Annotated in this window: 11 protein-coding genes; 3 read left to right on the top strand and 8 right to left on the bottom strand. The window is 38.3% G+C overall.

The features are described 5' to 3' along the window. Positions 1–75: 75 nt before the first annotated feature. On the top strand, positions 76–768 hold the full coding sequence (locus RMO03_RS01365; protein WP_309640281.1) for a fibrobacter succinogenes major paralogous domain-containing protein: 693 nt from the start codon (positions 76–78) through the stop codon (positions 766–768). 150 nt (positions 769–918) lie between these two features. On the opposite strand, the gene RMO03_RS01360 is transcribed toward RMO03_RS01365, so the two are convergent. The 8 genes from RMO03_RS01360 to porU form a co-directional block, all read right to left on the bottom strand. After that, positions 919–1,812, bottom strand: coding sequence for a helix-turn-helix domain-containing protein (locus RMO03_RS01360; RefSeq protein ID WP_309640280.1), 894 nt, complete (start codon positions 1,810–1,812; stop codon positions 919–921). Between the two features lie 89 nt (positions 1,813–1,901). Then, positions 1,902–2,447: a carboxymuconolactone decarboxylase family protein gene (locus tag RMO03_RS01355; RefSeq protein WP_309640279.1), complete on the bottom strand. Its 546-nt coding sequence runs from the start codon at positions 2,445–2,447 to the stop codon at positions 1,902–1,904. Positions 2,448–2,557: 110 nt separating this feature from the next. Continuing rightward, positions 2,558–4,405, bottom strand: coding sequence for a leukotriene A4 hydrolase C-terminal domain-containing protein (locus tag RMO03_RS01350; protein ID WP_309640278.1), 1,848 nt, complete (start codon positions 4,403–4,405; stop codon positions 2,558–2,560). 210 nt (positions 4,406–4,615) lie between these two features. Continuing rightward, the gene (locus tag RMO03_RS01345) at positions 4,616–6,328 is read right to left on the bottom strand and encodes a 2-oxo acid dehydrogenase subunit E2 (RefSeq protein ID WP_309640277.1); all 1,713 of its coding nucleotides are present in this window, start codon (positions 6,326–6,328) and stop codon (positions 4,616–4,618) included. Between the two features lie 6 nt (positions 6,329–6,334). Next, a complete protein-coding gene (gene pdhA, locus RMO03_RS01340) occupies positions 6,335–7,333 on the bottom strand; it encodes a pyruvate dehydrogenase (acetyl-transferring) E1 component subunit alpha (protein WP_309640276.1) in 999 nt (332 codons plus the stop codon). A gap of 176 nt (positions 7,334–7,509) precedes the next feature. Continuing rightward, positions 7,510–7,992, bottom strand: coding sequence for a cytidine deaminase (cdd, locus tag RMO03_RS01335; protein WP_309640275.1), 483 nt, complete (start codon positions 7,990–7,992; stop codon positions 7,510–7,512). 72 nt (positions 7,993–8,064) lie between these two features. Further along, on the bottom strand, positions 8,065–9,255 hold the full coding sequence (porV, locus tag RMO03_RS01330) for a type IX secretion system outer membrane channel protein PorV (RefSeq protein ID WP_309640274.1): 1,191 nt from the start codon (positions 9,253–9,255) through the stop codon (positions 8,065–8,067). A gap of 36 nt (positions 9,256–9,291) precedes the next feature. Beyond that, the gene (gene porU, locus RMO03_RS01325; protein ID WP_309640273.1) at positions 9,292–13,122 is read right to left on the bottom strand and encodes a type IX secretion system sortase PorU; all 3,831 of its coding nucleotides are present in this window, start codon (positions 13,120–13,122) and stop codon (positions 9,292–9,294) included. Positions 13,123–13,323: 201 nt separating this feature from the next. On the opposite strand from porU, the gene gldJ reads away from it, so the two are divergent. Further along, positions 13,324–15,042 (top strand): gliding motility lipoprotein GldJ, encoded by a 1,719-nt coding sequence (gldJ, locus tag RMO03_RS01320; RefSeq protein WP_309640272.1) that lies wholly within the window; start codon positions 13,324–13,326, stop codon positions 15,040–15,042. Positions 15,043–15,103: 61 nt separating this feature from the next. Continuing rightward, positions 15,104–16,387: a UDP-N-acetylmuramoyl-tripeptide--D-alanyl-D-alanine ligase gene (murF, locus tag RMO03_RS01315; RefSeq protein WP_309640271.1), complete on the top strand. Its 1,284-nt coding sequence runs from the start codon at positions 15,104–15,106 to the stop codon at positions 16,385–16,387. The last annotated feature ends 39 nt before the right edge of the window (positions 16,388–16,426 follow it).

The following is a 16,426-nucleotide window of genomic DNA, read 5'->3' as shown; positions in this document are numbered from 1 at the left end:
GGCACAAAGGGAAAAATAGCAAGTTGCGTTTGTAATTATAATTCTTACTTTTATGAAAGTTTAAAAAACATTGCCATGAAAAAATACTGCTTCACCATAACCTCACTTTTAGTTTTAGTAATGGGTATAACTTCGTGTTCTGACGAAGAAAACAAAACACAAACCCAAGTGGCTTCAAGACCAACAGTGCCGATTATGGCTAATGAATTGCAAATCGGTACACAAATTTGGATGACGAAAAACTTAAATGTCAGCCGTTATAGAAATGGAGACCCGATACCACAAGTAACAAACCCAACACAATGGTCAAACCTTACTACTGGAGCTTGGTGTTATTATGCAAACAATACGGCAAACGGAATTGTTTATGGCAAATTATATAATTGGTTCGCAGTTAATGACCCAAGAGGATTGGCGCCAGTTGGGTGGCATGTGCCTAGTGATGATGAATGGACCGCATTAACGACTTGTTTAGGAGGTGTACCTGTAGCCGGTGGCAAGATGAAAACAACTAGGACTTGGAGCCTTCCAAATGTCGGAGCAACCAATAGTAGCGGTTTTTCAGGTGTAGGTGCCGGAGAAAGAGCCAATAATGGGGGAGGTTTTTATTTTATTGGCGATACGAGCCGATTTTGGTCAAGTACTTCATCTGGTCCAACGATAAATTATGCAGCATGGTCATTATCAATATATGCAGCTTATCAGGTAACATCAAGAAATGATGCTATAGTACAAGATGGTATGTCTGTTCGTTGCATCAAAGATTAAATGCTGAATAATGTTTGCGTGAGGGATAGTAGCGGAAATCCTTTGTTGCCGTCGTTCGGCGACAAAGATTGGGAGTGTATAGCCCGACGGCGCCCATGATGCTCTTTAGAAAATCAAATGCTCTTGCGCCGGCACGCCCCAAAAAAAATTCTAAATTCCAGTGAGTGGCGTTGCTTTAGCAAATCCTACCGTTTCGCGGTAACCTTGTGGCGAAATATCAGCATTGGTTTTGAAAAATCGACTGAAGTAATGCTCGTCGTCATAACCCAATTCGTATGCGATTTCCTTTACGGCTTTGTTGGTTAGATAGAGTTCACGCTTGGCTTCGATGATGATGCGCTCTGAAATCAGATCGGTGAGCGTTTTGTTGAAATGTGTCTTCGAAAGTTTTGCCAATGCCTTTGCAGAAATATTGAGCAAATCGGCATAATGACTTGGCGCGTGTTTGGTTTTGAAGTTGAGTTCAATCGCGTCTTTGAGATTCTGAAGAATGAAAGGTTCTTTAGTGTCATTAGTATTGTTGGTAGCTTCTAGCAGTTGTTCTGCTTTTAACCTTGAAGCAGTAATCAGCAATATTTTGAGATACGAAATCAACAATTCATATTGAGCAATTCCAGCGTTTTGCATTTCATTTTTCATTTGTTCAATGACCATGTTGAAGGTGTCTGTGGCACTTTCTGAAATTTGCGTGAATGGCGGTTGGTAGATGTTATTGAACAAAACACCGTTGCAAGAAACTTCCTTTTGATGCATGTGAATGCAATAGAAATCGGGATGAAAATGAATCGCAATACCTTCAATATTTTCCGCTGTGCATATCATGAAAGGTTGGTATGGCGAAAAGGCCAACAACGAATTTTCTTCAAAATGATGTTCTGCAAAATCGGCTTTGACTTTCCCTTTCCCTTTTTTAACCCAAATCAGCGAGTAGTAATTGTTGCGTTGCAAATGGTCGTAATGGTTGTTGTCTGAAAAATGAAACAGCTTGAAAGCGAGGTTTCCGTTCTGTGAATTGGTGATCGTATAGGCGTTGGGTGAAGTCATATAACAAAGATATTATAATTGTTTTTCGTTTTTTAATGGCTATAGAATTAAAAAGGCAACCCAATTTGAAGAGTTGCCTTTATTATTTTTTAGTTGGCTAAGGCAGTAACTTTCGGAAAATCGATTTCTGTATTGGCGGTGTTGTTGAAATAATTGGTTAATACATTCAAGGCAACGTGAGCCACAATTTCAGCAATTTCACCCTCGGTAATTCCGGCTGATTTTGCATTATCCACATCTTCATTGTTGACCAAACCATTTTTTGAAACCAATGTTTTGGCAAAATGTAAAATAGTTTTGGTTTTTGAATCTTCAGAATTTCCAAAACGCGCGGCTTCAATTACTGCAGGGTCTGTTTTTAATAATTTTTCACCAATATAACTGTGCGCTGATAAACAGTAATCACAGGAATTGCTTTCTCCAATAGCCAAAGCTAATAATTCACCTGTTCGAGCATTCAAAGCACCATGGCTTAATGCACCGCTTAGATTTAGGTAGCCTTCTAAAACGGCTGGCGAGTTGGCCATCGTGCGCATCATGTTAGGTACAGCTCCTAATTTGCCTTGCACGGCGTTGAACAATTCTTTTGTTTTTCCGGTTGCTGTTTCGGGATCGAGTGGTTGTAAACGTGTCATTTTTTTTAGTTTTTTAAGTGATGTCTTATTGACGGTACAAAGTTGCATCGTTTCTTATCACTTTAAAATGGAGATTTTACGCTATGTGATGGACAATTTTCCCTAACTATTTAGTTGATGGTTTTTTGCAAATCCTGAACCGTCGTCAAATGATACCCCGATTTCGCTTTTTCAAAAATGCTTTTCGCCCAAATTTTTCCTTCAGGTGTTTTGACCATTTCTTTATAAAGCGTTTGTAAAGAACCCGTGCGGCTCGTGGCAATCATAAACTGTTCTATAGCAGAATAAGCCGGTTTGTATTGTTGGCGAATCGCAATCACAAACCATTGACGCTTGATGACAAAGTTGCCACCTTGGGTGAAATGGAATTCCGCATCAATCGCTGTCATTTCTTTTTCGGTGATGTCTTTTGGCAGGTAATCAATGAAATGTTGTTTCTCATTCGTCGATTTTATTTTTTGACTCAATCCTGCAATGCCGGTTTTGCGCCAATGCTTTTGAATACTGTCGATGGTATTGAAATCTTCAGAAACCGGTATGATGATATTCGATGGAATTTTTGAGGTATACACCCAATCATTCAATTGTATTTTTTCCGCAAGCGCTTTGTCATTTTTAACCAGATGGTCATTGAAATACTGCACGAAATCTTCCGTCGTAATCGATTGAAAAGCATGGCTGTTGAAATACTCTTTTAGAAAAGCATCAAATTTTTCACGACCGACTGCTTGTTCAACCGTCTGAAGAAAAGCATAACCTTTTTCATAAGGAATATAGCTTAGTCCATCATCAGGATTTTTTCCTTTAAGATCGACTTTGAGTTTCGTATCCGGATTGTTGTCGCCATATTCCGCCATATTATCATAGAGTGATTTTCTACTCAAAATATCTTGCATTTTCGCTTCTTTGATTCCGAATACTGCTTCACCAATGCGGTGTTCAACGTAAGTTGTGAAACCTTCATTAAGCCAAATATCATCCCAAGTGGCGTTGGTTACTAAGTTGCCGCTCCAGCTGTGTCCGAGTTCATGTGCCAGCAAACTGGTCAAAGATCGGTCACCAGCTAAAACACCTGGAGTTAGAAATGTCAGATTCGGATTTTCCATACCACCATAAGGGAAACTCGGAGGTAGCACCAAAACATCATATCTTCCCCAACGGTATGGACCGAAAAGTTTTTCTGCTGCATAAACCATTCTTCCAAGTTCGCCAAATTCCCAAGCGGCTTTGTCTAATACGGATTGTTCGGCATAAACACCGGTGCGTTTGTCAATCGATTTGAAACCCAAATCACCAACAGCAATCGCCATCAAATAAGAAGGAATCGCTTTGTCTTGTTTGAATGTATAAATTCCGGTATCGTTTTTTTGCTGCGGATTGACAGCACTCATGACCGCCATCAAATCTTTAGGAACGGTGACTTTAGCGTTGTAAGTAAATCGAATACCCGGTGAATCTTGGCACGGAATCCAAGTTCGTGACCAAATGCTTTCGCCTTGTGAGAATAAAAACGGTTTCTTTTTGTCGGCTGTTTGTTGTGGTGTTAGCCATTGTAAGGATACAGCATCTTTGGTGGTTGCGTAATAGATATTGACTTTGGTCGTATTCGAGTCAATGGTAATATGTAATGGTTTGCCATGAAATTCGACTTCATCTCCAAGTTCAAACTGGGTTTCTTTTTCATCATCGCCTAAAGTTACTTTGGAAATGGTCAATGTATTTTCGTCGAAGATAATTTCGTTTCCTTTGCTGATGTTGTCAATCGTCCAAGAGGCTTTTCCCGAAATGGTTTGCGTGTCAAAATCAACTTTAATATCCAGATCGAGATGTTTGGCAACTGCTACATCGGGTTTTGAAAATGAATGTTCGTCTTTGACAGTTGCAGGTTTTTCTGTAGCTTCTTTTTTCTGACAAGCTATGATAATTAGGAATAACGCAAGTAATAAGTAGTTTTTCATTTTCAATATTTTTATGGATTTCAAAAGTAGTAAAAATATGCAGCAAGTGTTGATGCTATAACATTTCTTTGCGTCTCTGCGACTCTGCGAGAAAATATAAATCTCGCAAAGTCGCAGAGACGCAAAGTTTTTAAGAAAGTTGATTAGCTATCAAAAAAAATCCCGCTCTGAAATTTTCAAAACGGGATTTGTATTATTATGATTTGAATATTATGCTAACATGGTTACCGGATTCTCCAAATACTGTCTTAAAGTTTGCAGGAATTGTGCTCCTGTTGCGCCGTCAACGGTTCTGTGATCGCAGGCTAATGTTACTTTCATCGTATTGCCAACAACGATTTGCCCGTTTCTTACGACTGGTTTTTCTTCGATCGCACCAACAGATAATATTGCAGAATTCGGTTGGTTGATGATTGAAGTGAATTCTGAAATACCAAACATTCCTAAATTAGAAACCGTGAAGGTACTGCCTTCCATTTCGGCAGGCTGTAATTTTTTCGTTTTGGCTCTTCCCGCTACATCTTTTACGTTGCCGCCGATTTGAGACAAACTCATTTGGTCAGCGAATCGCAATACTGGAACTACTAATCCGTCTTCAACGGCAACAGCTACGCCAATATTGACGTGGTGGTTGATGATAATAGCATCTTCTCTCCATTGTGAATTGACTTTCGGATGTTTTTTGAGTGCCATCGCGCAAGCTTTAATCACCATGTCGTTGAATGATACTTTCGTATCGGGAATGGTATTGATGGTGGCTCTTGATCTCATGGCTTCATCCATCGCTACTTCAATCGTTAAGTAGAAATGTGGTGCTGTGAATATCGATTCAGACAAACGTTTCGCAATGATTTTACGCATTTGCGAATTTTTGATTTCTTCTGTGAATGTTTCGCCTGCAGGAACAAAAGGTCTTACTGCCGGAGCAGCAGCTTCTTGAGATGGAGCCGATTGGCTTTCTGCTTGTGGAGTACTTGCTGCTGTGGATGGTGTAAAGTTTTCGATATCGCTTTTGACGATACGTCCGTTTTCTCCTGAACCTTTCACTTGTGCGATATTGATTCCTTTTTCTTCAGCAATTTTTTTGGCTAAAGGTGAAATAAAAATTCTCTTTCCATCAGAAACCACTTGAATGGGTTCATCAGATTTTTCATTAGATGTTTCAGTTTTTGCTTCTTCTTTGGCGACAAGAGCCGGAGCAGCGCCACCTTTTTTATAGTTTTCAGCAATGCCAGCAATGTCAGTTCCGGCTGGCCCGATGATGGCTAAAACACTATCAACTGGAGCAGTTTCTCCTTCATTCACACCAACGAATAATAAGGTTCCGGCATTGAACGATTCGAATTCCATCGTAGCTTTATCGGTTTCGATTTCCGCTAGAATATCCCCTTCAGCAATGGTATCGCCTACTTTTTTAAGCCAAGTGGCAACGGTTCCGTCGGTCATGGTGTCGCTCAAACGCGGCATGGTTACTACGATAACTCCTTTTGGTAAAGATGCTGATGGAGCAGGAGCAGCGTCAGATTTTTTTTCTTCGGTTGGAGCCTCCACTTTTACTTCTTCAGTTTTTGTTTGCTTCGCCTGTTCGCTATCGCTCGAGTCAGCAGTTGGAGCCACTTCAGTTTTTGGAGCTTCTACTTTATTGGTTGATTTTCCCAAATGAAGTAGTGGTGTAATGTCTTCTCCTTCACTTCCGATAATTGCCAATAGAGAATCCACCGGAGCAGATTCGCCTTCTTGAATTCCGATGTGCAATAAAGTTCCGGAATTGAAAGATTCAAATTCCATCGTAGCTTTGTCGGTTTCGATTTCAGCCAAGATATCGCCTTCGTTTATTTTGTCGCCCACTTTCTTAAGCCATTTCGCTACAACGCCTTCGGTCATAGTATCACTCAAGCGTGGCATCGTGATAATTTTTGCCATAATTAATTATAGTTTGTGGGGAATAAATGGATAGTTTTCTTGTTCGTAAACCACGTCGTACAATTGTTGTATTTCGGGGAAAGCAGATTCTTCAGCAAAAGTCGCGCATTCTTCAACCAAGTCTTTTACTCTTTGGTCAATGGCTTCGATTTCTGAATCGGTGGCATATTTTTGATCTTTAATTACATCAAGAACTTGTGTAATCGGATCTATTTTTTTGTATTCTTCGACTTCGTCTTTAGAACGATACAATTGTGCATCAGACATCGAGTGACCTCTGTAACGGTAGGTTTTCATTTCAAGGAAAGTTGGTCCATCACCGCGTCTTGCTCTGTCGATGGCTTCGTGCATGGCTTCGGCCACTTTCACAGGATTCATTCCATCCACTGGTCCGCAGGGCATTTCATAACCCAAACCTAATTTCCATATATCAGTATGATTGGCAGTTCTTTCGACAGAAGTTCCCATCGCGTAACCATTATTTTCTACAATAAAAACTACAGGAAGTTTCCACAACATCGCCATATTAAAAGCTTCGTGAAGTGAACCCTGACGTGCTGCTCCATCTCCAAAATAAGTTAAGGTAACGCCGCCAGTATTAAAATACTGATCCGCAAAAGCGATTCCGGCGCCTACGGGAATTTGAGCTCCCACGATTCCGTGACCGCCATAAAATCCTTTTTCTTTAGAGAAAATGTGCATCGATCCGCCCATTCCTTTGGAAGTTCCGGTTACTTTTCCTAAAAGTTCCGCCATAACAGCTTTAGGATCTACGCCCATTCCGATAGGTTGTACGTGATTTCTGTAGGCCGTAATCATTTTGTCTTTGGTCAAATCCATCGCGTGTAAAGCTCCGGCTAAAACGGCTTCTTGACCATTGTATAAGTGAAGAAATCCTCTGACTTTTTGTTGTATGTAAAGTGCGGCCAGTTTGTCTTCAAATTTTCTCCAAAGCAGCATGTCTTCATACCATTTCAAATACACTTCTTTAGTAACTTCTTTCATCTGTTTTTGTAACTTGATTGTTGATGTATGCGTAGATTTATAACTTTTAGGTTCAAACGACCGAACTGCCACTGGCAGTTCTCCTCTTAATCTCAAACCTCACACAAATTTGCGAAAGGCAAAAGTAAAACATTCCACGTAAGAAGTAAAATTTAAAAGCGTAATTTTTACGATATCTACAAGAAGTTTTTATCGAACGTAAACGGCAGTAAATTTTTGAGAGAATCCGATTTGTAAATGGCTCCAATTTCACCCATAAAATAAATTTCTATCGGCTGATCTTGTTTGAATTCATATTCAGCAATCGACTGGCGGCAAGCACCACAAGGCGGAATGGGAGACTTCGTTTGGTTGGTGTCTGAAGCTGCTGTAATGGCCATTTTTACAATTTTAGCATCAGGGTAAATCGCACCCGACTGGAAGATAGCCACACGTTCGGCACACAATCCTGAAGGATAAGCCGCGTTTTCCTGATTCGAACCCAAAACTACTTTTCCATTGTCTAAAAGCAATGCAGCACCTACCCTGAATTTTGAATATGGAGCATAGGCTGTCTTACGTATGGCAATCGCTTGTTCCATCAAATCCTGAATGTCTTGAGGTAATTCTAGTAGGGTGTCGAAAACAGAGAGTTGGGTGTTGAATGTAATGTTTTTCATAATGTATTAGGGAAAAAAAATCCAAATTTCATAAAGTTGAAATTTGGATTCTTATTAATTATTATTGATTGACTAAAATTCATCATATTTATCTCCGAAGGCAAAACTAAGCGAGAAGCGTAAGGTGTTCTCAAGCGGATTCTTTTGCTTGGATATTGAAAACAAATAAGAAACATCGACTTTTATAATATTGTATTTGAATCCGGCACCTAAAGAGAAAAATCTTCTGGCTCCTTTATCCGGACTTTCATTGAAATAACCCAAACGGAAAGCAAACGAATCTTGGTATGAATATTCAGTACCCACTGAGTATGTAAATTCTTTCAGTTCTTCGCTCATGCCATCTGGCGCGTCATTAAATGATTTGAAAATTCCGGAAACCCATCCGATTTTATCGTAATCAGTATTGGCCTGAACATTAGCTGCTGTTACTTCATCTGCATCAATCGTTCCGCTGTTGTCAGAATCAATAGGTTTTGGTTCTATAGGCGTTGGAACTAATAATTTGTTGACTTCCAATCCGACACTCACTTTGTTGTAATCGTCTAAAATGAAATCGAAACCGGCACCTAATTTCATATTGGCAGGCAGGAAGTTAGAACCTTCATCACCTGCTGCTTTGTCGTAATTGATTTTTGGACCTAAGTTTTGGAAATTAAATCCCCAACGCAGTTTTCCATTAAAACTATTGAACGCCATTTCTTCTGATTGGTGGAAACCGGAAACGTCAAAAGCAAATGAACTTGCGGCGGCTGAACTGCTACCTTCGGTTGGGATTCTTAAATTAGATCGTATGAATCGACCGCCAACAGACATCGAGAAGTAATCACTTAGTTTTAGCGCATACGATACATCGAGTGCATATTCTGCTGGTTTTACTACTACCGGTGTATCTTCGAGATCTTTTCGCAATTCGATTTCACCCAAACTGAAATAACGGATACTCGCTGCAAAAGCAGAACGCTCGTTATATTTATTAAAATAAGTTACTTGCGATAATGAAATGTCGTTGACCAATTCAACCAGATAAGGAGTATATCCTACGGAAAAACCCATCTTGTCTGTTGAAAAAGCATATTTAGATGGATTCCATTGTTGTGAATAAACATCTGGCGAAGTAGCGACACCATTGTCACCCATACCCGCAGATCTTGCGTCACCGGCTACTAAAAGAAAAGGAACGCCAGTCGTGATCACTCTTGTCTGTGCTTTCGATAAAGGAACAATAAATATAATGGCAATAACGGCAATAATCTTTTTCATTCTGAATTTTTAAAAGTTTACAAATATAGTATTTTATTAAAGTATAACAAGTTTCTCGTATTTTTCTGTCTTGGAGTTCGTCAGCAGCGATTTGACAGTGAGTTTGTAGATGTAAACACCTTTCCCAATTCGGTCTCCAAAATCATCTTTACCATCCCAAGTGATTTCTCTGCAAGTAGATTCGGCAGTGGTGACGGTTTGGTTTTTCGTCCACACAATTTTCCCGGTTATGGTCATTACTTGCACTTGCACATCTAAAGGTTCGAACGGTTTGTTGTGTGTAAACCAAAATTGGGTATAATTGACAAATGGATTGGGGTAATTCAACACATTGTTAATGGTAATCGATTCATCGCCAACGACAACAAATTGAATTTCGGAAGTCACTAGGTTGTTATAAACATCCCAAGCTTTAAACAAAATCGTGTGCAAGCCAACGGCAAGATTTCGAAATGGGAATTTCACTTTCCCGCTCTTATAATTGTCTAATGCCGTCTCGTAATAGTCGTTTAGTTTGTATGGATTGCTTTCATCGCCATCTAAAATCGCTACAATGTCATGACCGATTCCGCTGGCAGTATTGATACCGTTTTCGTCGTCCAAGAAAGCCAGAAATAAAGGTGATTGGTTGGTGATTCCTCCGCTAATAAAGGTTTGATCATTCATATACAACTTTACCTTGGGTGGAATATTATCGGCGGCGGCATTCAGATTAACGCCTCCAATTTTGATGTTTGTATTGACGCCGGTTTTGTCGAAAAGGATTTCGGATCTTTTAGCGTAAAAACTAATTCTTCCGTTGTCTAATGGAATGGCGATGTCGCGCGGGACAACAAAACCAAATTCAAATTGCCCGTTAGTAACCGTCGCATTGCCTCTAAAAATGGTTTCGCCTAAAACATTAAAATTAATCGGTGGGCTATTGTTGTCATTATTCAAAGTAGTTCTGGTAATTTTTTTATCAAATATTTGAATTGACAATTCTCCATTGTAGGTCGGAAGCGGATTGTTGTTTTGATCCGTTACATCACCTGAAAGTTTGACATAAGCTAAAGATTTAAAATCATCAATTGGTCCTGTTATTGGGCTGTCATTCACTTTAGTGAGATTAATTTGAGGCTCAGGAATCGCGAGTTTTAATGCCGGATCACCCAAATAAAACACCACATCCGTACGCGGATTAAAATCATTTTTTGCCAAACGTAAGGCTTCTGCTATAGAAACATAGTCGTTTGAGCCGTATGAAAAAAGCCGTTGTGCCAAAACATCATTGAAAGTTTCACCCGTAGATTGGTAGATTTCTCTTATTGTAGTAATCATAGAAATCGCGCCTCCTTTAGGATTCCAATAGGTATATTCCCCTGCGGTAGGCCGGAATGGGTTGTCAAATCTTGAAAATTCACAAGTAATCGTAATGAACAATGGATATTTATAACGGTTGCTCAAGTTTTGCCCATCCGATTTTTCCCAAATGCGTTCTTGCGACAAACCATCTTCACCACCATGCCCCAGGTAATTGAAAACCAAAGCGCCTTTTTCAAAAAAATCAAATAATTCTTTACGCGCTTTCGGATATCGACTTCCACCGGCAGTGGTTTCTTGAACATAAGAATCGAGCAATATTTTTTCGTAGTTAAAAAAGGGTTTCTGGGCTACGATAGTTTCTACCATGTTGTTGATGTTGCTTTGCAGGCTACTATCACTGTCTCTGTCAGCATCATCTGAGACAATAACAATATTGTTGCGCCAATTTCCGTAGGATTTGATGTCGTAATAATCGATTACTTTATTGACCAATTCATCAGCTTGTGTGGTTGTATTGCCAATCATTCTTCCTACAGCAACATCTACAAGCCCAATCTTTGTTGGGTATGACGCATCTAAATCGCCTTCGTTGTCATCCATCAATCCGAAATAGTCGTCGGAAGCAAATGAACTTGGGTCGACGGTATAACTATTTAAAGCGTGGTAAATAGGAACGATATTCGCCGAAATCGATATTCTGTTTTTAAAATCATACGAAGCATCGCCGAAAAGATTTAAATATTTTACGCGTTTATCGGGAGTGGAAGCATTAAAATAGACATATTTAACAAAATTTCGAATCGCACCAATGTCTTGTTTTCCTGAGCCAAACTCTTGATAAATTAAATCGAGTGTGACAACTTTGACATTGAGTTGAGAATTATTTCTATGAAAATTGGCCAGTTTTTCCGCTTGGGTTTTTAAAAATACAGGACAAACAATCAAATAATCAACGTCTTTAAACTGATTTTGAGCATCCAAAAAAATCGTGCCTTTGAGATTCTGATTGGCAACTCTGGCTCCTCTCGAATCGGTTGATGGTGTATAATAATCATTAACATCAACGGCGACATATTTTTGAATACTTCCAAAATTGGTTTTGAATGAAAAAGTGCTTTGGTTGTTGTTGGTCGCTTTGGTTACATTATAGATATCGGTAACGTCCCAAACTTGTGAAATGTTGTTGGCATTGGTGATTCGATATTCTCCAACTTGCGTGCTCGAAGCTGCCAAATCGTATTGAAAAGGAAACTGTTTTCCATAGCCAATGAGGTTCCTTTTTGATTTTAATTGAATGTAATCTAAATATCCTTTTGAGTCAGGAACGCCATTGTTGTTATAGTCTAATGTAATTCTGATATTTTCCGCTGCAATTGCACTGGTATTCAATACCGACCAATCGGCTTTTGTTGATGATCCGATCGGTGAGAAAGGAATGGTTCCGATAGATGCTCCATTAACTTTTACTTCCATCGATGTGGATGTTGATGAAATGGCGGCGGCATATATAAATACATTAAGAGGAGTAGTGGTGTCGATGTTGGGAATGCTGAAATCGAAATCCTGGTTGTCATCAAAACTAAATTGTTCTCCAAACCAACGTCTGCCTAGTCTGACGATATTCACTTGGTCTAATTCGTGGTATTGATAATCGTCAAAAGTCGTTAGTACAACATCGCTTGCTGCAGAAGGTTGTGGCATTTCCGTGATTCTTTTGCCATCGTTTCCTTGGATATTGACATAATAATAAGACTTAGAATCGTATAAATTATTGGTGGTTTGACTGTCTTTATTCCATTGATCAACGCCTTCTGCATAAAAAAGAACGTAGTCGGAATTGTTAAAAACACCGTCATCTTCGCCAACTACTTGTATAGCATTTTCGGCCAAATCAGCTGGATAATACGTGCTGTTTTTTAAAGGAATCATGCGTCCGCCGTTGCCATAGATTTTAATTTTTCTGGGATCTACACCCTCAACATTAACACCTAATCCGCTAAGAAAGCCTTTACTTAATCTGTAAACGCCTGATTTAACTACATAAAATCGATACCAATCGCCGGTGCTTAAAACAGAATTGGAAAGAACATTGAATTCGTTGTTACTCGAAGAAAATCTGTTCTGACTCGAACTTAAAACATAAGAAAATGATTTTATTTTTTTGAAACTATCGCCTTCCTTAATAATAGGAGATAGCGAAATGAAAGCAAACAAATCGTCTCTGGATTTTAAATTTCTAGCCATAGCATTCGGAGCGTTTGGCGTATTGGAAACAGATAAATCGCCCAATTCTGCACGTGTCATACTTTCGTAAACAATATTGGTGATTTGTATTGAATTCTCGTTTATTTCATTGGTTACGGGAATTTTAAAATTGAAATATAACTGTTTGGTGTAGTTATCAAACTGAAAATTCAAAGGATTAAATTGCGGTAAAGTGACTTTTTCTTCACCGACATTAACGATAGATTTCCCTGTCCAATTGATAGTCATTTCGCCTCTTTGTTGAGCGAAAGTCAAAGTGGAAATTAGAAGCGTAATTAAGAAAACAATTTTTTTCATCGTTGTAAGAAACGTATTTTAAAAGTAAATATTACAAAAAAGTAAAAATAAATGTTTTAGATTGTTTGTCGACAATAAAAATTTTAAATTTGCGTTTCGGATTATACATTCGGTATTGCGGGATGAAAATTTTTTTAAAAAGTGTTGCTATATAAAGGTTAATTCTTATATTGCGCCACGAATTTATTACCTACTAAACGTATGAAAGTAAACAAAATTATGACTGCCAAACTCTTACTATCCTTATTAATAGTATTTAGTATTACTACAAGCTGTAGTAAAAAGTCCAGTTCAAAAAATTCATCAACGGCTACAGGTTGGAAGATTAATGATAAAAAAGGAGGCTTTCAATATGCTTCTAATTTTAAAAAGCAAGCTACCGGTCCTGGTCTAGTAATGGTGGAAGGTGGAACATTTACGATGGGTAAAGTTCAAGATGATGTGATGCATGATTGGAACAATACGCCAAACCAACAACACGTTCAATCGTTCTACATGGACGAAACTGAGGTGACAAATCTAATGTATATGGAATACTTAGATTGGTTGAAACGCGTTTTCCCACCGGATCAAGAAAATTACAAAAACATATATGAAGGAGCATCTCCTGATACATTAGTTTGGAGAAACCGTTTGGGTTATAACGAAACTATGACCAATAACTATTTGAGACATCCTGCTTATGCAAGCTATCCTGTAGTAGGCGTGAATTGGATTCAAGCAGTTGAATTCAGTAAATGGAGAACAGAACGTGTTAACGAAAACGTACTTGAAAAAGAAGGTTTTTTGAAAAAAGATGCCAAAGTTGTTGATGCAAAGGCAGACGCAACATTCAGCACAGAAACTTATTTAAATCAACCAACAAAAGCTTTTGGAGGTGATGAAAAAATTGTTTTGAAAGGAAGAAGAAATTCTAAATCAAAACCTGTTAAAACTAAAGGCAGTAAAGATCAACCTGCTACAGAAAGTGCTGCAAAAAATGTTTATGCACAGCGTTCATCAGGATTGATACTTCCGGAATACAGACTGCCAACTGAAGCAGAATGGGAATATGCTGCTGCTGCAGATGTAGGTCAAAGAGAATATAACATCTACAAAGGTCAAAAGAAATATCCTTGGTCTGGGAATTATACTAGATCTGGACAAAGAAAAGTAAGAGGTGATCAATTGGCTAACTTCAAACAAGGAAAAGGTGATTACGGTGGTATTGCAGGATGGTCTGATGACGGTGCTGATATTACCAACATCGTAAAGTCTTATCCGCCGAACGATTTCGGATTGTATGATATGGCAGGAAACGTTGCTGAATGGGTTGCCGACGTATACAGACCAATTGTTGATGATGAAGCAAGTGACTTCAACTATTTTAGAGGAAACGTTTATACTAAAAATAAAATTGGTGAAGACGGAAAAGCCGAATTAGTGACTTCAGAAACACAAACATTCGATACTTTGTCTAACGGTAAAATCATGGCTCGTAACTTACCAGGTCAATTGGCTCAAGTTCCGGTAGATGAAAATGAAACTTATTTGAGACAAAATTTCGACAAAAGCGACGAAAGAAATTATAGAGACGGAGACAAACAATCTACACGTTATTTCGATTTTGGTTCTTCAGAAGAAGAAGATGCTAAGAACAAAGAAAAACACAAAATGTACGATTCTCCGATGCACAATGTTACCACAGACAGTTTAGGTAACATGATTAGAAAATTTGATAAGTCTAACAAAAGAACTACATTAGTAAATGACAATGTAAGAGTTTACAAAGGTGGTTCATGGAGAGACAGAGCTTATTGGTTGGATCCGGCACAAAGAAGATACTTCCCGCAAGATATGGCAACTGATTACATTGGATTCAGATGTGCGATGTCTAGAGTAGGTCCAAAAGCCGACAAAAAGAAAAGACCAAGAAATTAATTTCTTATTCGATAATTTAATAAAAGCCCTTTCATAGGGCTTTTATTTTTTAAATTTCATTATGGATATTCAGCACATTCATCAACTATTTCTGCAATGTCATTCCGTTTCTATTGATACTCGGAAAATACAACCTCAATGTTTTTTTGTTGCCATTAAAGGAGACCGCTTCGATGCCAATACTTTTGCAAATGAAGCTCTTGATAAAGGCGCTACTTATGTCATTATTGACAATTCAGATTACTATATTGATGAAAGAACAATATTGGTTGATGATAGTTTGAAAACATTACAAGTGTTGGCGCAGTTCCATAGAAAGTATTTAAAAGTGCCTATTATAGCACTTACCGGAAGCAATGGGAAGACTACAACCAAAGAATTGATTCAAGTGGTGCTTTCTAAAAAGTTCAATACAAAAGCCACTGTTGGTAATCTCAACAACCATATTGGCGTGCCATTAACTTTGTTGTCTTTTAATAATTCAACTGAAATTGGTATTGTTGAAATGGGTGCCAATCATCAAAAGGAAATAGAATTTTTATGTGACATTGCACAACCTGATTACGGTTATATTACCAATTTTGGCAAAGCGCATTTAGAAGGATTCGGCGGTGTGGAAGGTGTGATTAAAGGCAAAAGTGAAATGTATGTGTATTTATCCAAAAATGATAAAAAGGTTTTTGTCAATTTAGAGGATGCTATTCAAGTAGATAAAAGCAGTCAGATGAATAGGATTACTTTCGGTGTAAATAACCCAACAGCCAATACTATTATTGATGAAGTGAAAGCGAACCCGTTTGTTGAAATTCATTTTTCAAATACAACGATTCATTCTCATTTGATAGGTTTGTATAATGCCAATAATATCAATGCCGCTATAACTATTGGGCAATATTTCGGAGTAGAGAATGAAGGCATCAAACAAGCCTTAGAAAACTATATTCCCGAAAACAACCGCTCGCAATTGGTGCATCAGCATTCAAATGAAATTATACTAGACGCCTATAACGCCAACCCAAGTAGCATGGCTGTTGCCATTGCAAATTTTAGCCAATTGGATAAGAAAAATAAAGTGGCTATTCTTGGTGATATGTTTGAGTTGGGAAGTGAAAGTATTCAAGAGCACAAGGCCATTATTGATTTACTTTTGAATGAAAATGAAATTGATTGCTACTTTATAGGTAAAGATTTCTATCAAAATAAAATTGACAAAAAGCACTTTCATTTTTATGACACTTTCGAGTCATTTGAAGCTGCAATCAATCAATTGTCTTTTCAAGATAAAATGATTTTGATCAAAGGTTCACGAGGTATGGCTTTAGAACGAACTTTAGAACTTTTATAAAATGAAAAATCCACTACAACTTAGTGGATTTTTTTTGAA

The sequence above is a fragment of the Flavobacterium sp. genome (assembly GCF_031411595.1).
GTDB lineage: Bacteria > Bacteroidota > Bacteroidia > Flavobacteriales > Flavobacteriaceae > Flavobacterium.
Note: the sequence above shows the minus strand (reverse complement) of the source record. Positions and strands in the feature narration are given on the sequence as shown.